The 17,990-nt window shown below is 72.2% G+C and carries 12 protein-coding genes; 4 read left to right on the top strand and 8 right to left on the bottom strand.

The window, feature by feature from the left end; all coding sequences use genetic code 11:
- Nucleotides 1–40 precede the first annotated feature (40 nt).
- The gene (locus ADX84_RS22745) at nucleotides 41–715 is read left to right on the top strand and encodes a class III extradiol dioxygenase subunit B-like domain-containing protein (protein WP_049578935.1); all 675 of its coding nucleotides are present in this window, start codon (nucleotides 41–43) and stop codon (nucleotides 713–715) included.
- 28 nt (nucleotides 716–743) lie between these two features.
- Here ADX84_RS22745 and miaA read toward each other — a convergent pair whose 3' ends face one another.
- Nucleotides 744–1,736, bottom strand: coding sequence for a tRNA (adenosine(37)-N6)-dimethylallyltransferase MiaA (gene miaA, locus ADX84_RS22740; RefSeq protein WP_049578932.1), 993 nt, complete (start codon nucleotides 1,734–1,736; stop codon nucleotides 744–746).
- A 110-nt stretch (nucleotides 1,737–1,846) separates the two neighbouring features.
- On the opposite strand from miaA, the gene dapF reads away from it, so the two are divergent.
- Nucleotides 1,847–2,671 (top strand): diaminopimelate epimerase, encoded by an 825-nt coding sequence (gene dapF / locus ADX84_RS22735; RefSeq protein WP_082206721.1) that lies wholly within the window; start codon nucleotides 1,847–1,849, stop codon nucleotides 2,669–2,671.
- 16 nt (nucleotides 2,672–2,687) lie between these two features.
- Here the strand turns inward: dapF and ADX84_RS22730 are convergent, their stop codons facing one another.
- From ADX84_RS22730 to aceB, 4 genes are all read right to left on the bottom strand, one after another.
- Nucleotides 2,688–4,037, bottom strand: a complete 1,350-nt coding sequence (locus ADX84_RS22730; protein ID WP_049578927.1) for a (Fe-S)-binding protein — start codon at nucleotides 4,035–4,037, stop codon at nucleotides 2,688–2,690.
- 43 nt (nucleotides 4,038–4,080) lie between these two features.
- Nucleotides 4,081–5,304, bottom strand: a complete 1,224-nt coding sequence (locus ADX84_RS22725; protein WP_049578925.1) for an FAD-binding oxidoreductase — start codon at nucleotides 5,302–5,304, stop codon at nucleotides 4,081–4,083.
- Between the two features lie 53 nt (nucleotides 5,305–5,357).
- Complete coding sequence (locus ADX84_RS22720) at nucleotides 5,358–6,842, bottom strand: FAD-linked oxidase C-terminal domain-containing protein (protein WP_049578924.1); 1,485 nt, start codon at nucleotides 6,840–6,842, stop codon at nucleotides 5,358–5,360.
- A gap of 222 nt (nucleotides 6,843–7,064) precedes the next feature.
- Complete coding sequence (gene aceB / locus ADX84_RS22715) at nucleotides 7,065–8,669, bottom strand: malate synthase A (protein WP_049578922.1); 1,605 nt, start codon at nucleotides 8,667–8,669, stop codon at nucleotides 7,065–7,067.
- Nucleotides 8,670–9,006: 337 nt separating this feature from the next.
- On the opposite strand from aceB, the gene hflX reads away from it, so the two are divergent.
- Nucleotides 9,007–10,518, top strand: a complete 1,512-nt coding sequence (hflX, locus tag ADX84_RS22710; RefSeq protein ID WP_049578919.1) for a GTPase HflX — start codon at nucleotides 9,007–9,009, stop codon at nucleotides 10,516–10,518.
- A gap of 469 nt (nucleotides 10,519–10,987) precedes the next feature.
- Nucleotides 10,988–12,196, top strand: coding sequence for an amidohydrolase family protein (locus tag ADX84_RS22705; protein ID WP_049578917.1), 1,209 nt, complete (start codon nucleotides 10,988–10,990; stop codon nucleotides 12,194–12,196).
- Nucleotides 12,197–12,630: 434 nt separating this feature from the next.
- Here ADX84_RS22705 and holA read toward each other — a convergent pair whose 3' ends face one another.
- The 3 genes from holA to ADX84_RS26825 all read right to left on the bottom strand — a co-directional run.
- On the bottom strand, nucleotides 12,631–13,593 hold the full coding sequence (gene holA / locus ADX84_RS22700; protein ID WP_049578914.1) for a DNA polymerase III subunit delta: 963 nt from the start codon (nucleotides 13,591–13,593) through the stop codon (nucleotides 12,631–12,633).
- 452 nt (nucleotides 13,594–14,045) lie between these two features.
- On the bottom strand, nucleotides 14,046–16,376 hold the full coding sequence (locus ADX84_RS22695; RefSeq protein ID WP_049578912.1) for a ComEC/Rec2 family competence protein: 2,331 nt from the start codon (nucleotides 16,374–16,376) through the stop codon (nucleotides 14,046–14,048).
- Nucleotides 16,377–16,378: 2 nt separating this feature from the next.
- Nucleotides 16,379–17,990 (bottom strand): helix-hairpin-helix domain-containing protein (locus tag ADX84_RS26825; protein WP_234004157.1); only part of this gene is annotated, 1,612 nt, incomplete at its 5' end.

Below are 17,990 nucleotides of genomic sequence, written 5' to 3'. Positions count from 1 at the left end.
GACCGGGATCGGCGGGGGGCGGAACGATAGCCTCGCCCTTGTGTTGATCGCCGCCGCCGTGTGCCCGCACCCGCCCGTACTGTTCCCCGAGATCGCCCGGGGAGCGGCGCCGGACCTGGACGGCCTGCGCGCCGCCTGCGACCGCGCCGTCGCCGGGCTCCGCGGGGCCGACCGCCTCCTCGTCGTGGGCCGGGGGGCGACCGAGCGGCGGTTCGGTCCCGACACCGGTGGGGACCTCGCCGACTTCGGGGTCGACCTGCGGGTGGGACCAGCACCGGCCGTCCTCGACCTGGCGGCCACGACCGGTCGCTGGCTGGCGGAGCGCAACGGACTGGAGCCGGACGGCTACCTGGAGGTTCCCTCCGGCGTCACACCGGAGCGGGCGGCGGAGCTCGGCGCCGAGCTCGCCGGGTCGGCGGACCGGGTGGCGTTGCTGGTCATGGGCGACGGAAGCGCCCGCAGGACCGAACACTCACCGGGGTACGTGGACGAGCGCGCCGTGCCCCACGACGACGCCGTCGCCGAGGCCCTGGGCAAGGCGGACACGGCGCGCCTCGCGGGGCTCGACCCCGAGCTGGCCCTCGAACTCATGGTGGCCGGGCGCCCCGCCTGGCAGGTCCTGGCCGGGGCCGCCGGGGAGGCGGCCCTCACCGGTGACCTGCTCGCCTACGAGGCTCCCTACGGGGTGGGGTACTTCGTGGCCACCTGGTCCTGATCCCGAAGGGCCCGGCCCCGGCCCCGGCTCAGCGCTGGGAGTTGGGCAGCATCGTGGCGACGTCCACCAGGGCCTCGCCCGGTTCCTCGGTCCGCCCGGACAACGCCGACTCCACCTGGGCCATCGCCCGCTCCAACAGGTTCGGGGCGTCGTAGGGCAGCCAGTGCACCCGGTGGTCACGGCGGAACCACGACTCCTGGCGCCGGGCGAACCGGCGCGTGGCCTGGGCGGTCTGCTCCTTGGCCTCGGTCTCGGTGAGCTCGCCGTCCAGCTGGGCGAGGGCCTGCGCGTAGCCCAGCGCCTTGGACGCGGTGCGCCCCTCGCGCAGCCCCTGCTTGTCCAGGCGGCGGACCTCCTCCAGCAGCCCCTGGTCCCACATGCGCTCGACCCGCAGGTCGATGCGCTCGTCGAGCTCGGGGCGCGGGGCGCTCAGCCCCAGCTGGGCGCACGGGTAGAAGGAGGTGTGGTCGGGCAGGTTGGCGGTGAACGGCCGCCCGGTCAGCTCGATGACCTCCAGCGCGCGGACGATCCGCCGACCGTTGCCGGGCAGGATGGTGCGGGCGGCCTCGGGGTCGGCCTCGGCCAGCCTGGCGTGCATCAGCCCCGGGCCCACGTCGGCCAGCTCGTTCTCCAGTCGCGCACGCACCCGGGGGTTGGTGCCCGGGAACTCCATGTGGTCCAGGACCGCGCGCACGTACAGGCCGGAACCGCCCACGAGGACGGGGATGACGTCGCGGTCCGCGCAGTCGTCCACCCGCTCCCGGGCGAGGGTCTGGTAGGTGGCGACGTCGGCGGGTTCGTGCACGTCCCAGATGTCCAGCAGGTGGTGCGGCACGCCCCGGCGCTCCTCCAAGGGGAGCTTCGCGGTGCCGATGTCCATGCCCCGGTACAGCTGCATGGAATCGGCGTTGATCACCTCGCCCCGACGGCCGGTGCGTTCCTCCAACCACTCCGCCAGATCGACGGCCAGGTCCGACTTGCCCACAGCGGTCGGGCCCACGACCGCGATCACCTTGATCATCCCTCCAGCGTAGCCACGTCCGGCCGGCTCCGTGGCCAGAGCGGGTGAGAGATCGGTGGGAGTTCGGTGGGAGAGCGCTCCGTTCGATGACCTCGACGTGCGCGTCTAGGATGGCCAGCATGCGATTCGCCAAGGGCCACGGAACCGAGAACGACTTCGTGATTCTCCCCGACCCCGACGGGGAGCTCCAGCTCACGGAGGAGACCGTCCGGTCGCTGTGCGACCGACGGGCCGGTATCGGGGGTGACGGTGTCCTCCGGGTGGTGCGCACGCCCGCCCTCGGTGAGGCGCTCGCCCCGGCCGCCCGCACCGCCGAGCGGACCGAGTGGTTCATGGACTACCGCAACTCGGACGGCAGCGTCGCCGAGATGTGCGGCAACGGGGTGCGGGTCTTCGCCCACTACCTGCGGCACGCCGGTCTCGTCACGGACGACCGCTTCGAGGTCGGTACCCGGGACGGCGCCAAGGCCGTCGTGATCGAGGCCGACGGCGACGTCACCGTGGACATGGGCCGGGTCGAGCGGCTGGGCACCTCCTCGGCCAAGCTCGCCCGGCAGGTCGTGCACGGCGCCCGCATCTCCGTGGGCAACCCGCACCTGGCCTGTGAGGTCGACGCCCCGGTCGCCGAGATCGACCTCACCGAACTGCCCGCGCTCGACGACGAGGCCTTCCCCGAGGGAGCCAACGTCGAGGTCTACTCCGAGGTCGGCCCCGGTGTGCTGGAGATGCGCGTGTACGAGCGGGGGTCCGGTGAGACCCGCTCCTGCGGCACCGGCATCGTCGCCACGGCCGCGGCGGCGACCCCGGCGGGTGAGGGTGCCACGTGGCGGGTGCGCGTCCCCGGGGGAGAGTGCACGGTCTACCTTGACGCCTCCGGTGCCCGCCTGAGCGGTCCCGCCACGATCGTCGCCGAGGGCGAGACCATCCTGCTCTGACGGGACCGCTCGACGTTCACCGTCGTTCGTGCGCTCCCCACAGCCGTCGCGCGTCCAGACCGCGCAGAGAGGCGTCCAGGAGCTGGGCTGTGTGGGTCACCGACACCGACGAACCCGCGCGCTCCATGGCCGAGGCGATCTGCAGGGAGCACCCGGGGTTGCCCGACACCAGGAGCCCGGCCCCGGTGGAGGCCACGTCGGCGCCCTTGCGATCGCCCAGCTCGCCCGCGGCCTCCGGCTTGAACAGGTTGTACACCCCCGCCGAACCGCAGCAGATCTCCTTGTTGGGCAGGTCCACCACCTCCAGGCCGGGGATCTGCCGGAGCAGCTCGCGCGGCTGGCTGGTGACACCCTGGCCGTGGGACAGGTGACACGCGTCGTGGTAGGCCACGCGGAGCGGAAGCGGGTGCCGCTCGGCGCGCGGCCCCAGGTCCACCAGGTACTCGGTCAGGTCCACCACCTTCGACGAGACATCCCTGGCCCGCTCCACCCAAGCCGGTCCCGCCCCCGCCTCCTCCAGGGTCCGGTCGAAGTGCTTCATGCTGGACCCGCACCCGGCCGAGTTCACGACGATCCGCTCCACCTGGCGGGCCTCGAACACCTCCACCAGACCCTTGGCGAACTCGGCCGCCTCGGTGAGCCGCCCCGAGTGGCCCGACAGCGCCCCGCAGCACCCCTGGGAGCGCGGGATCACCACCTCACAGCCCTCCAGGGCGAGCACACGGGCGGTGGCCGAGTTGACCTCGGGGAAGAAGGCGCCCTGCACACAGCCCACCAGCATGCCCACCCGGGCGCGCCGCTCACCGACGGCCGGGACGAGCTCGGGCAGCGGGGGAGGGGGCGCCGACAACGGCGGCGCGATCCGCTCCATGGTGGCCAGAGTCGGTGAGATCCGGTCCAGGACCCCGGACCTGCGGACCAACGCGGATACCCCGCTGGCCTGGTAGGCGCGCAGCGGCCCGCGCAACGCTCTGAGGCGTCGGCGGTGGGGGAAGAGCGAGAACACGGCGGTGCGCAGCGCGCGTTCGCCCGGAGTTCGCCGGTGCTCCTCCTCGACCCGGAACCGGGTGTGCTCGATGAGGGCGTCGTAGGCCACCCCGGAGGGGCACGAGGACACGCACGCCAGACACCCCAGGCAGTTGTCGAAGTGCCCCACGGCGGTCTCGGTGAGCACGTCCTCCTCGTGCATCTGGCCCATCAGGTGGATACGCCCGCGCGGGGAGTCCATCTCCTGACCCCACAGCACGTTGGTGGGGCACGTGGGCAGACAGAACCCGCAGTGCACGCAGTCGCTCAGCAGGTCGCCGAAGAGCCGTTCTCGCTCGCCGGGACCACCACTGGCCGGTTCGGTCGGTAGGTCGGTCAAGCGGGCTCCCTGGATCGAGGCGAACGGTGGCGGGCCGGATGGCTCAGATCCCCCCGGCGAACCGGCCGGGGGACAGGCGGTGCCCGGGGTCGAGGGAGTCCTTGACCGCGCGCATCAGGCCCAGCGCGGGGACCTCGCCCCACGGGCTGATCCCGGAGGCCCGCACGTCCGGTTCCGCGCGCAGCAGGACCAGCGGATGCTCGGTGGCCGACCGCACGCCGTCGACCACCAGTCCGATCCGCTCCGGGTCGGTTCCCGGGGGGAAGGACACGATGAGGGAACCGGTGGACGCCGACCCGCGGGTGTGCGCGCCCGCGTCGACCGCCCCGGAGACCTCCGACACCCACGCGGCGGCGGCGACGCTCTCCGCGGGCGGGGCCGTGACCAGGGCGAGCGTTCCCTCGCCGGGCAGCAGACCCCAGCCCTCGGGCAGGGTCTCGGCGATGGTGGGGGAGTCCTCCGATCCCTCGGCCAGGGCGAGCGCCGTCCTCTCCGCGCGCGCCTCCAGCCCGGCCGGGGTGCCCTCCAGCACCACGTCCAGCCGCCCGGGGCCCTCGGCGGGCCAGTCGAGTTCCACGGCCGAGGGCACCACGGAGGTCGCCCTGAGTGCGGCCAGGGCCCGCTCCGCCACTGGCCGGGAGGACACACGGGCGCTCACCACCCGCAGGGACTCCGGAAGGGGGTGCAGACGGAAGGCGACCGACGCGATCACGCCGAGCGTGCCGTAGCCACCGGTGTGCAGCTTGGCCAGGTCGTACCCTGCCACGTTCTTCACCACCCGGCCGCCGCTGCGGGCCACCACCCCGTCCGCGCGCACCACCGTCATCCCGATCACGAGGTCGCGCAGGGCTCCGGAGAGCAGACGGCGCGGGCCGCTCACTCCCGTGGCCACCGCGCCGCCCACCGTGCCACCGGCCCTGACCGGATCGTAGGACAGCCGCTGCCCGGCCGAGGCCAGCGCCGCGTACAGGTCGGCGACCGGGGTGCCCGCGCCGACCTCCACCACCAGGTCACCGGCGTTGTGGTCGATCCAGGAGAGCGCGGAGACGTCCACCAGCAGGTCCAGGGAACGGGGCGGCCAGCCCCAGCCCAGGGCGGTGCCGCCACCCCGCACGGTCACCGAGAGCGAGTTCCGGTGAGCCGCCGCCATCACCCCCGCGAGGGCGTCGGTGTCGGTCGGCGTCGCCACGTACCGGGGCTCCACCCCGCACACGGAGTCCTCAGCGGTCGCCTCCCGCAGTTCGCAGCCCTCGACATCCAGGTTCACCTTGGCCCTCCCGGCCCACTCGTCACTCCCGTACCGTCCACGGTCCGGACGGCTCAGAACTGCTCAGCCTCCCCGGACTCGACCAGCGGATGGACCCCGGTGCGCACCCCGGGCCGCTCACCGCACAGGCGCGGCGTGGGCAGCAGTTTCTCCGGGTTGGCGATCCCGTCCGGATCGAAGGCCCGCCGGAACAGGTCGAAGGTCTCCAACGCGGCGTCGTCGAACATGCGGGGCATCTTGCACGCCTTGTCCACGCCCACCCCGTGTTCGCCGGTGATGGACCCGCCGTGCTCGATGCACAGGTCCAGGATCGCCCCGGACACCCGCTCGGCGCGCTCGCCCGCGCCGGGCTCGGCGTCGTCGAACAGCACGAGCGGGTGCAGGTTGCCGTCTCCGGCGTGGAACACGTTGGCCACCCGGATGCCGGACTCCTCCGACAGCGCGGCGATCCGGCCCAGCACCTCGCCCAGTGCGGTGCGCGGCACCACCCCGTCCTGGACGATGTAGGCCGGGCTGATCCGGCCCACGGCCGCGAAGGCGGACTTGCGGCCCTTCCAGATCAGGGCGCGCTCCTCGGCGCCGCTGGCCGCGCGGGTCTCGAAGGAACCGGAGTCCGCGCACAGGGCGGTGACCCGCTCCAACTGGGCGTCGACCTCCTCGGCGGGGCCGTCCAGCTCCACCACCAGCACGGCGGCCGCCCCTTCGGGGTAGTCGCAGGCCACGGCCAGCTCGGCGGCCTCGATGGCCAGGGCGTCCATCATCTCGATGGCGGACGGCAGCACCCCGGCGGAGATGATGGCGCTCACCGCCTGCCCGCCCGCGTCCAGCGAGGTGAACGCCGACAGCAGGGTGACGGTCTTCTCGGGGGAACGGGTCAGGGACACGGTGACGCGCGTGGCCACCCCCAGGGTGCCCTCCGAGCCGACGAACGCCCCGATGAGGTCGTATCCGTGCGCGCCCGGAGCCTTGCCGCCGAGTTCGACGATCTCGCCCGCCGGGGTGACGATCTGGAGTCCGCGCACGTGGTTGACGGTGAATCCGTACTTGAGACAGTGGGCGCCGCCGGAGTTCTCCGCGACGTTGCCGCCGACCGAGCACACCTGCTGGCTGGAGGGGTCGGGCGCGTAGTAGTAGCCGTGGGGGCTGGCGGCCCGGGTGATGTCGAGGTTGGCCACGCCCGGTTCGACCACGGCGCACTCGTTCTCGACGTCGATCTCGACGATGCGCCGCATGCGCGAGGTGACCAGGAGTACGCCCTCGGCGTGGGGGAGCGCCCCCGCTGACAGGCCGGTGCCCGCTCCACGCGGAACGTAGGGGACGCGGTGCCTGGCGCAGAGCCGGATCACGGCGGCGACCTGCTCGGTGGTGGTCGGCATGACCACGACACCGGGGGTGGCGCGGTGGTAGGTGAGGCCGTCGCTCTCGTAGACGCGTCGTTGGGAGGGGTCGGTCAGGACCCCGTCCTCGCCGCAGATCTCGCGCAGCCGGGGAACCAGGGCGGTCAGCACCGTGGGCGTGTCGGGTGCGGACGTGGTCATGGGCGCCTCCCGGTTCCGTGCGGAGAACGCGGCTGGGGGTGGCGTTCTCCGACTTCGGCCTCGCAAGGGGACCGTACGACCGTGCCCCCTGCCGAAGCAAGGGGCACGGTGGAAGCGGCATTTCGTTGCGTGAAACCGATGGGGGTCCGGCGGGCCGTGGGGCGAGCACCGCGGACCGGCCCGATCCGTCCAAGTTGGCCGCGCTGGACGGGTCCCGGTTCGCTAGGGCATGCGCTCGTAGGCGGGCAGGGTCAGGAAGTCGACGTAGTCGTCGTCCAGGGCGACCTCGGTGAAGAGCTCGCTGGCCTGCTGGTAGAGGTCCTCGTCGAAGTTGGCGCCGAGGGCCTCTCGGATGGCGGCCAGCTCCTCGCCGATGATCTGCCGGACCAGCTCGGCGGTGACCTTCTCACCGCCGTCCAGGGTGACGTCGTTGTGCAGCCACTGCCAGATCTGGGACCGCGAGATCTCGGCGGTGGCGGCGTCCTCCATGAGGTTGTGGATCGCCACCGCGCCGTTTCCGCCCATCCACGCCGCCAGGTACTGGAGGGCGACGTTGACGTTGCCGCGAAGACCGGCGAGCGTCACGCCGCCCGGGGTCTGGTCCACGGAGAGCAGGTCGGCGGCGGTCACCTCGACCTCGGGGCGCTGCTTGTCGATCTGGTTGGGGCGGTCGCCCAGGACGCCGTCGAAGATCTCGCGGGCGATCGGGACCAGGTCGGGGTGGGCGACCCAGGAGCCGTCGAAGCCGTCGCCGGACTCGCGGGACTTGTCGTCGCGGACCTTGGCGAAGGCGTTCCGGTTGACCTCCTCGTCCCTGCGGGAGGGGATGAACGCGGCCATGCCGCCGATGGCGTGGGCGCCGCGCTTGTGGCAGGTCTTGACCAGCAGCTCGGTGTAGGCGCGCATCATGGGCGCGGTCATGGTGACGGCGTTGCGCTCGGGCAGCAGGAACCTGCGGCCCCGGGTGCGGTGGGTCTTGATGATGCTGAAGAGGTAGTCCCAGCGACCGGCGTTGAGACCGGCGGAGTGCTCGCGCAGCTCGTAGAGGATCTCCTCCATCTCGAACGCGGCCGGGATGGTCTCGATCAGGCAGGTGGCGCGGATGGTGCCGCGGGGGATCCCCAGGCGCTCCTGGGCCAGCACGAAGATGTCGTTCCAGAGGCGGGCCTCAAGGTGGCTCTGCATCTTCGGCAGGTAGAAGTAGGGGCCCTTGCCCTTGGCGATCTGGCGCTTGGCGCTGTGGAAGAAGTACAGCGCGAAGTCGACGATCCCGCCGCTGGTGCGCTGGCCGTCGACGAGGACGTGCTTCTCGTCCAGGTGCCAGCCGCGCGGGCGGACCACGATCGTGGCCAGCTCGGAGTCGTCCTTGAGGGCGTAGGTCTTGCCCTGGGGGGAGGTGAAGTCGATCTCGCGGTCCAGGGCGTCACGCAGGTTGAGCTGCCCCTGGATCATGTTCTCCCACAGCGGGGTGTTGGCGTCCTCGAAGTCGGCCAGCCACACCTTCGCGCCGGAGTTGAGCGCGTTGATCGTCATCTTGCGGTCCGTGGGACCGGTGATCTCGACGCGGCGGTCGGTGATGCCAGGGGCGGCCGGGGCCACCTTCCAGCTGTCGTCCTCGCGGATGTGCCTGGTCTCGGGGAGGAAGTCGAGGTCCTCCCCGGCGGCGATCCGCTCCTCGCGGGTCCGACGCGCGGCCAGCAGCTCCTGGCGACGCGACTCGAAGGTGCGGTGCAGCTCGGCGACGAGAGCCAGGGCCTCCTCGGTGAGGATCTCGTCGAACCGATCGTTGAGGGGGCCGGTGATCTCGACCCCGTGCGTGGCGCCCATGGATAACCTTCCGCGATACGAAATAAGCTTCTGGGATGTGGAAATGAAGCTACTATCTTGATGTCGAGCGGTCAACGTCACTCACGCGCTTGATCAGTGGAGATCTTCGTCAGGGCGGAATTATGTCCAAAGTTCCGACGGAAGATCTGCGCTTCTTGAGAGTCCGATCTACTCCAAGGGTCTCACGCGCCCACGCGTCGGCATGGCCTGTGTCACGTTCCCTGCGATAATTCGGATGCCCTGCCCGAGCGGAGGTGCGAGCATCGTTACCACGGGGCCGCCGTCTCCGCTCCGGGAAGAACCATGGCGGCACATGCGTTGACCCACCTGGAGGGATATGAATACAGCTGACACCCACGGAAGCGACCACGCGGGCCACGACGGCCACGGCGAGGACGACTTCCGTGAGGGGAGCACCACCGGCGGCGAGGCCACCGGCGGTGCCCACCACGAGGACCAGGGTCACGCACCCGACCAGGGCGAGATGGAGCTGGCCGAACGGCACGCGCTCCGCCGCGTCCAGGGGCTGTCCACCGAGCTCACCGACGTCACCGAGGTCGAGTACCGGAAGCTGCGGCTGGAACGAGTCGTGCTCATCGGCGTCTGGACCAGGGGGAACCAGGCCGAGGCCGACAACTCACTGACCGAACTCGCCGCACTCGCCGAGACGGCTGGCGCCCTCGTCCTCGAAGGACTCACCCAGCGCCGCTCCAAGCCCGACCCAGCGACCTATGTCGGCAAGGGCAAGGCGGCGGAACTGCGCGACATCGTCGAGGCCACCGGCGCCGACACCGTCATCTGCGACGGCGAACTCACCCCCGGCCAGCTGCGCCAGCTGGAGGACGTCGTGAAGGTCAAGGTGGTCGACAGGACCGCCCTGATCCTCGACATCTTCGCCCAGCACGCCAGCAGCAGCGAGGGCAAGGCCCAGGTCGAACTCGCCCAGCTCAACTACCTGCTCCCGCGACTGCGCGGCTGGGGCGACTCCCTGTCCCGACAGGCGGGCGGCTCCGGCGGAGGCGGCGCGGGCGGTGGCGTGGGACTGCGCGGTCCCGGTGAGACCAAGATCGAGACCGACCGTCGGCGCATCAACGACAAGATGGCCAAGCTGCGCCGTCAGCTCGCCCACATGCGGACCGCGCGCGAGGTCAAGAAGGACGTCCGCCGTACCCGCGAGGTGCCCTCGGTGGCGATCGCCGGGTACACCAACGCGGGCAAGTCGAGCCTGCTCAACCGGCTCACCGGCGCCGGTGTGCTGGTGGAGAACGCGCTGTTCGCCACCCTGGACCCGACCGTCCGTCAGGCCCGCACGCCCGACGGCCGCGGCTTCACGCTGAGCGACACCGTCGGCTTCGTCCGGCACCTGCCGCACCAGCTGGTGGAGGCGTTCCGCTCCACCCTGGAGGAGGTCGCCGACTCCGACCTGATCCTGCACGTGGTCGACGGATCCCACCCCGACCCCGAACAGCAGATCAGCGCGGTTCGCGAGGTGTTCGCCGAGATCGAGGCCGTGGACGTGCCCGAGCTCATCGTGGTGAACAAGGTCGACGCCGCTGACCCGGACACGCTCAGGACGCTGCGTACGCGCTACCCCGACCTGGTCGAGGTCTCGGCGCGCACCGGTGAGGGCGTCGCGGAACTGGTCACCGCGCTGGCCGAGGCGCTGCCCGAGCTCGCCAAGGAAGTACGGGCTCTGGTTCCGTACTCGCGGGGCGACCTCATCGCAAGGGCGCACGAGGAGGGCCGCATCATCAGCGAGGAGCACACCGGAGACGGCACGGCGCTGCACGCGTTCGTCCCCGAGCTGCTCGCCGCCAAGCTCGACGAGTACACACCCAGTAACGCCTGAGCCAGCGCGTACTGGAGAACACACGGCCGGGACGTCCCCGTGACGTCCCGGCCGCGTTGTGTCGGAAGTGCCCGTTCCCGAGAGTCGCGGCCGGAGCCCTCACGTTCCGGCTTGAAAGGCCGTATCGAAGAATCCGAGCGTGGAAGACCAGCTCAACAGGGGTGCGGGTGGTCTTCATCACTCTGCCTGCTTGCGAGTTTCGCTCCTTAACGCTCGCATTCGTCCCTTGGGGGAGGTGTACACGGGCTCCGAGGATGGACTACGGTTTTGGAGCACTGGCCGGCAGTGATCGCTGTCCCCCCGGGCCGACGCGAACCCCCACTGTCACGGCACCGCGAGGCGACTCCGGGTCGCCCACGGCCCTGTCGGAATCGCATCCAGATACGAGGTCGCCATGCCCGCCCGTGCACCCCACGCCCCTGCTCCGCGCGTACCGCGGCGGATCTGACCGGCGAGGGCGGACCACCCCATGACGGTAGTACTCCTCACCAACATCGGTCGGCTGTGGACCGGGAACGAGCTGCTCACCAAGGCCGCCATCCTGATGGACAACGACCGGATCGCCTGGGTCGGCCACGCGGCCGAGCTCCCCCAACGCATTCCCGGAGTGATGGAGGACCTCACCGAGGTCGACGAGGTCGTCAACATCGGAGGCGGACTCGTCACCCCCGGCCTGGTCGACGCCCACTGCCACCCCGTGTACGCGGGTGACCGCTACGCCGAGGTCAACATGTGGGCCAAGGGCGCCACCCGCGCGGACATCTTCGCCGCTGGCGGCGGGGTCTCGACGACCGTCACCATCACCCGTGGGACCGACCCCTGGACGCTGTGCAACGCGGTCCGGGAACGCCTCCGGCACTGGGTGCTGTCCGGCAGCACCACCGTGGAGGCCAAGACCGGCTACCACCTCACCCGGGACGGCGAACTCGCCGACGTGCGCCTGCTGCGCTCCCTGGAGGAGGAACCCGGCATGCCCCGCCTGCACGTCACGTTCTTCCCCGCGCACGGGGTCCCGCCGGAGTTCTTCGGCCGCCCCAAGGAGTACGTGGCCACCGCCGCCTCCTGGCTCAGCGACGCCGCCATGGCCGGGGCGGACGGCGTGGACGTGTACTGCGACAACCAGCAGTTCACCACCGAGGACGCCCACATGCTCCTGGGCGTGGGCCAGTCCGTGGGCCTGCGCACCACCCTGCACGCCTGCTCGCGGCCCCGGCACGGGGCCGTGCGGATGGCGGCCGAGCTGGGCTGCTCCTCGGTGGACCTCGTCCACGAGGCCGACGACGAGGACCTGCTCGCCCTGGCGTCCACCCGCACCCCCGTCGTGGCCTGCCCCACCACCGCCCTGCACGAGCGCCGCACCCCGCCGGTGCGCGCCCTGCTCGACCACGGCGTACCCGTGGGTCTGGGCACCGACCACAACCCGGGCCAGTCCGGAACCACGTCCATGCCGCTGGTGATCTCCCTCGCGGTGTCCATGTTCGAGATGACCGTCCAGGAGGCGCTCAACGCCGCCACGGCGGGCAGCGCGCACGCGCTGGGTCTGAACGACCGGGGCATGATCGCTCCGGGGATGCTGGCCGATCTCGTGCAGTGGGACGCCGATCACGAGGGCGCCTTCGCGTGGTCCATGGGCCTGCACACCCTGCGTGTGTGGCAGGGCGGCCGCACCATCCACTGACGTCACTCCTGGGAGCGTGTGGGGCGGCCACGAGTGCCCAGGGGCGTGCGCGTCCTCGGTGCGATCGCCAGGTCCCGAACTGCGGGCTCTCCATGGTCAGTCCCACGCCGTGCGCGGGCCGGTGGGAACGCCGGGGTCGGACCTGGTACCCGCGGGGCTCTCCGCCAGCCTGTGCCGGGGCGGGCCCGTTCCGGCATGCTGAGGTGCGACCGCACCTGCGGGCGGCCGCCTCTTGCCAGCCATGTCCGCGGGCGGCTCGGTTCGAGACTCCAGAGGTCCCTGGTTCCCGGATGGGGGAAGCCGCCCTGAGGGGGCCGCTTCGGATACCTGGAGGCCAGTCAAGGCCGGAGCCATGGTCGTGCCCACGGCAGCGGCAACCCCGGCGCTCCCTGGTCAGGTTCCAGTGGTCACGGCGCCGGGGCCTTCCGCTCCGTTCAGCGGGTGCCTCGGGCGCGGGCGATCTCGATCACCGCGCGCTCCAGCGCGTACTCGGGATCGCGTCCGGCGCCCTTGATGAGCGCGTCGGTCTCGGCGATCACCGCCATCGCCCGGGTCACCCCGGCCGCGCTCCATCCACGAGCCTGCTGACGCAGGGTGCGCAGCTTCCACGGCGGTACCTTGGCCCGCCTAGCCAGCTCCGCCTCGTTCATACCGCGCGGAGGCTGGGCGGCCACCGCGATCCCGCGCACGGCACCGGCCAGGGCGCTGTTGATCAGCACCGGGGCGGTGCCCACCGCCAGGGACCAGCGCAACTGCTCCAGGGCCTCGGGCAGGCGGCCCTCCACGGCACGGTCGGCGACGGTGAATCCCGAGGCCTCCGCCTTGCCGGAGTGGTACCTGGCCACCGCCGCCGCGTCCACCCTGCCCTCGGTGTCCGCGACCAGCTGGGTGCAGGCCGCGGCGATCTCACGCAACTCGGTGCCGACGGCGTCCACCAGCGCCTGCGCGGCGTCCGGAGTGATCTGCCGTCCGGCCGAGGAGAACTCGCTCTTGACGAAGGCGACCCGCTCGGGCCCCTTGGTGGGACCCTTGCAGTCCACCCGCTGGGCCCCGGCCTTCACCGCGGCCTGGAGCAGGGCCTTGCCCTTGGCACCACCCGCGTGGGTGAGCACCATGAACACGTCGTCGGCGGGGGCCTTGAGGTAGTCGGTGACGGTCGCCGCCAGGTCCTTGACCAGGTCCTGGGAGGAGCGGATCACCACCACCCGGCGGTCGCCGAAGAGCGAGGGGGACGTGACCTCCACCAGGGTGGACAGGCCCACCTGGGCGGGCACGAGGTCGTGGACGTCCACCTCGGGGTCCTCCTCGCGGGCCGAGGCGACGACGGCGGCCACGGCCCGGTCGACGAGGAGCTCCTCGTCGCCGACGATGAGCGTGATGAGGGCGGGTGCAGGCATACAACGAGGATGCCACGCTCCACCGACCAACCTGTGCCCGATCACCGGTCTCCGAGCGGATCGCTGTCGTTGGTCCACGCTTCTGTGGGCCACGCACGGGCGACCACCCGGGCACCCACCCGGGCACCCATCCGGGCGCCCGCGAACCCCGCCGCCCCGGGGCGGCGCGTCCTCGGTTGCGGCTCGGCCGGTGTCGGGTGCTCGCACCTTGCGTCAAAGCGGGTTCCGCGGATTCCCGCTGGCCAGGGGCGGTGGGATCTCGCTCGCGGGGAGGCCAGCGCGAGTGGGCACACCAGCGGTCCCTGCTGGTACCGCTTCGGCTCCGCCAGGTGCCTCACCTTCCGCATCGCTGTTTGCCTCCTCGCTCCCAGTCCCTGTTCGTGCCTCCGCTGCCGGACCGGGTGTCCGCGACTGCATCGCCGATTCGGACGCCCACCTCGCGGTGGCGATACCTACGGGTCGGGTCTCGGGCCACGGGTGGCCACCCGTACCGGTCCGCCCAGGACGGCGATGTCACCGTCGAGGTCGGTGCGCGCGTGCGCCCGCGCCATCCCTTCCAGCACTCCCGCCGTGAACGGGGTGGGGTGGCCGTAGGAGTTCTCCCGGCCAGCGGAGGTGACCGCCACCGTCGCCTCCGTGGCGGTGAGGAAGGCGGGGACCTGGGTGTTCGAGCCGTGGTGGGGCGTGGTCAGCACCGTCACCGCCAACAACTCGGCTTCGGGCTCGCGCAGCAGTGCGCTCTGGGCTTCCATCTCGATGTCCCCGGTGAGCAGCACGGACATCTGCGGGCCGTCGGCGCGCACCACCACGGAGGTGTCGTTCACCGACCCCACGAACCCGCTCCTGGGCCAGAGCACCCGCAGCAGCCACGGCCCCACCCGGAACCGCTGCCCCCGCTGGGCCTCGTGCAGTTCCACCCCCTCCTCAGCCAACAGACGGCCCGCGGGGCCCTCACCGAACCCCGGCGGGGCCAGCGCCACAGGAACCCTGCGGTGTCGCAGCACGCCGGGCGCGCCGTCCACGTGATCGGCGTGGTCGTGGCTGAGGACCAGCAGCGGCACCACGCGTATCCCCAGGCGGTCCAGACAGCCGTCCACCAGGTCCGGGTCGTCCCCGGTGTCGAAGACCACCGCCTCCCCTCTCCCAATGGACAGCACGAACGCGTCCCCCTGCCCCACGTCGCAGGCGACCAGGGCCCACCCGGGAGGCGGCCACCCTCCCGGTACGCAGCGGGCGGCCAACCCCAGGACCAGCACGGCCGCCGCCACGGCGGCGAGTACCCGCCGGGTCAGGCCACGGGTCAGCAGGAACACCACCAGCACCACGGCCAGCAACAGGCCGCCCGCCACGTCCGACCGCCAGGGCAGCGCGCCGTACGGGACCCGCGCCCCGGCCCCGGCCACCAGAGCGATCCAGGACACCCCCAGCCCGGGCAGCGGCACCAGGAAGGCGGCGGCGCCCGGCCACACCGACGCCAGTGCGGTCAGCGCCGACCCGGCCACGGTCACCACCGCCACCACGGGCGCGGCCAGCACGTTGGCCGGGATCGCCACCCAGGACACCTCGCCGGACAGCAGCACCAGCACGGGCGCGACCGCCACCTGCGCGGCCACCGCGACCGCGAAGCCCTCGGCCATGGGCCGGGGCCAGCGTTCCGACCAGGCCCGTGCCCAACCGGGCACGAGCACCAGGATGCCCGCCGTGGCCAGCACCGACAGAGCGAACCCGTACGACGCGGCCAGCCCGGGTGCCACGAACAGCACCCCCACCACCGTGGCGCACAGGGCCCGCATCCCCGCCTGCGCCCGTCCGGTGGCCAACGCCAACAGACCCAGGGACCCCATGAACGCCGCCCTCACCACGCTCGGCTCGGGTCGGCACACCAGGACGAACACCCAGATCATCAGCGCGCCGCCCAGCACCGAGCACCAGGTGGGCGCGCGTGTCCACCTGGCCACCCCCAGAACGAACCCGGTGAGGATCGCGAGGTTGGCGCCGCTGACGGTGAGCAGGTGGGTCATCCCGGTGGCTCGGAAGTCCTCGGCCGTGCGTTCCGGCAACGCGGACACGTCACCGACGATCAGTGCCGGGAGGAGCCCCCGCTCCGGCTGGGACAGGCCTGCGGAGGCCTCGCGCAGACCCGACCGGACCTCACCCGCGAACGCCTGGAACCTCCCGGGCTCGCCCACCGCCTCCGGAGGGCCACGCACGAGTACCAGGGCGGCGGTGAGCTGGTCGTCGTCCGAGGCCAGGAAGGAGCCGCGGGCCTCGAAGGACTGGCCGGGCAGCAGCCCCTCCCAGTCCGGCCCGGAGGCCAGCACCACCACCGGGGCCCGCGACACTCGTTCCGCACCGTCCACCCGAACCCACTCGGTGCGTGCGGGCACCACCCACTCGGCTCGGCCCGGACGCGGCAGGCCAGCCCTGGAACGTGGATCGGTGGTGACCACCGCGCGGAAGGCCGCCTCACCGCCCTGTTCCGCGGCCGCCGTGGCGGCGCTGGAGGCGGTCCGGTGCACGTGAACCCCCGCCACCGCCGCCACCGTCGCGCCGCAGGCCAACGTGGCGACCAGGGCCAACGCCGGAGCCTCCAGCACGTGGTGGTGCACCAGGAGTGCCGCCAGCGCGGCGCAACCCAGCACTCCCGCGAACGACCACGCCAGCCAAGGAGGCGCCGCCAGCGCGCCGAGCGCGGCCAGCCAGGCGGCGACGGCGGGGAGAAACAGTTTGAGGTCCGGCGGTTGGTCCAGACCGTGGGCGTCGGTACCCAGCCAGCTGACCACCCTCACCCCACCGTCACGTGGGGTTCGAGGTTCCTGAACGTCTTCTCCGCGATGCCGTCCACGCCGAGCAGGTCCTCGACGCCGCTGAACGAGCCGCCGAGCGACTCACGGTGGGCGAGGATCTGCTGGGCCTTCTTCTGCCCGATCCCCGGAAGGGTCTCCAGCTCGGACTGCCCGGCGAGGTTGAGGTTGACCAGGGGGCCGCTGCCCTCGGGGCCGTCACCCGATCCACCGTCCGGTTGGGGGATCCCGACCAGAACGCGCTCGCCGTCAGTCAGCGGTCGGGCGAGGTTGACCAGGTCGAGGTCGGCTTCGGGCAACGGACCACCCGCCTCCTCCACCGCGTCGGCCACGCGCGATCCGGCGGGCATGGTGTATAGCCCGGGCTCGGAGACCTCACCGCCCACGTGCACGACGACGTCCCCGCCTGGTTCCGCGGACGCCTCACCCGTTCCGCTCTCGTCCCCGGACGCGGCCTGTTCGGCCGTGTCATGACCGACCGGGGAGGCCTGGTCCGAGAGCTCGGACACGGTCACCTCTTCGGGGCGATCCCGCACGGCCAGGAAGGCACCCGCCACGGCGAGCAGCCCCAGTACCAACAGGGCCACCACCGCCCGCCGGGACAGCGCGGAGGTGGAGCCCCAGCGCTCGGCCACCCGTTCCAGGACGGAACCGGGTCCCTCAGGAGACAGTTCCGTGTATCCGGACGGCGGCCGGGCCGCTGCCAGGCTCCGGTGGTCTCCGCCGCCCGGAGGCCGCTCCGATCCGGGTGCGTTCCGGGTCCCTGTCCCGGGCCCGTCCCCGGACGCCACGACGCCCGTCTGCTCCCACACCGGCCGCTCCTGTGCACCAGTGCCTTCGGAGTCCCTCGGATTGAACTCGGAGTCGGGATCGCCCTCGTGGTGTCGTCGCGCGGTGCGGCCGGACCGGAGTTCCGAGGGCCGCCCGGCCTGATCGCCGCCTGAGCCGCGGTCGTCCGTCCAGGGTTCCGGGCTGGACTCGGTCTCGGGAGCGGCCGTGTGGTGTTGTCGCGTGGCGTGGCCGGACTGGAGCCGGAGTCCCGGGTGCCGCCCCTGGTGTGCGTCTGCGGAGCCGTCGTCCCGGTCCCCGGGAGCCGTCTCGTGGAGCCGCCGCGCCTCGTCGCTCCAGGACTCGGGTGGTCGCCGGTCCCCCCGGTCCGTCAGCGCGGTGGCGTGGGCGTCCAGCCCGTGGTCACCGAAGGGCGGTACCGAAGTACTGGTCCAGGCTTTCGGGGAGAACTCCTCGTTCGGGTTCGCGGATTCGTCCGCCCAGAGGTCCGGGGGCGTCCCGTTCGGGGCGACCAGGCTGCCCGCGGCGGGTGGTGCCCCACCTGGTGGCGGCCCCTCCCGGGGATCGAGTCGGGCGGGGGCACCAGAGACGCCGTCGGGATTCGGTGTGATCCGGACGGTGGGCGAGGACTCCGGGTCCAGGGAGTCCTCGGGCGGCCGCTCCGTCAGATCCGGGGCCGAGGCCCTTCCGTTCCACAGCGGACCGGGTGGGGAGGACGAGCTCCAGTGCCTGCTCCGCCCCGGCTCGTGGTCATCGGGGAGGTAGGGAGTCTCCGCCTCGCCCACCGCGTAGGGAGGGCGGGGG

The organism is Nocardiopsis sp. SBT366 (assembly GCF_001083815.1).
In the GTDB taxonomy this organism is placed as follows: domain Bacteria; phylum Actinomycetota; class Actinomycetes; order Streptosporangiales; family Streptosporangiaceae; genus Nocardiopsis; species Nocardiopsis prasina.
Note: the sequence above shows the minus strand (reverse complement) of the source record. Positions and strands in the feature narration are given on the sequence as shown.

Bases quoted from the DNA above. Each gene is read 5' to 3' on its own strand.
- miaA (WP_049578932.1), bottom strand. From the start codon at position 1,736: ATGATCAAGGTGATCGCGGTCGTGGGCCCGACCGCTGTGGGCAAGTCG.
- aceB (WP_049578922.1), bottom strand. From the start codon at position 8,669: ATGGGCGCCACGCACGGGGTCGAGATCACCGGCCCCCTCAACGATCGG.
- dapF (WP_082206721.1), top strand. From the start codon at position 1,847: ATGGCCAGCATGCGATTCGCCAAGGGCCACGGAACCGAGAACGACTTC.
- ADX84_RS22705 (WP_049578917.1), top strand. From the start codon at position 10,988: ATGACGGTAGTACTCCTCACCAACATCGGTCGGCTGTGGACCGGGAAC.
- ADX84_RS22720 (WP_049578924.1), bottom strand. From the start codon at position 6,842: ATGACCACGTCCGCACCCGACACGCCCACGGTGCTGACCGCCCTGGTT.
- holA (WP_049578914.1), bottom strand. From the start codon at position 13,593: ATGCCTGCACCCGCCCTCATCACGCTCATCGTCGGCGACGAGGAGCTC.
- hflX (WP_049578919.1), top strand. From the start codon at position 9,007: ATGAATACAGCTGACACCCACGGAAGCGACCACGCGGGCCACGACGGC.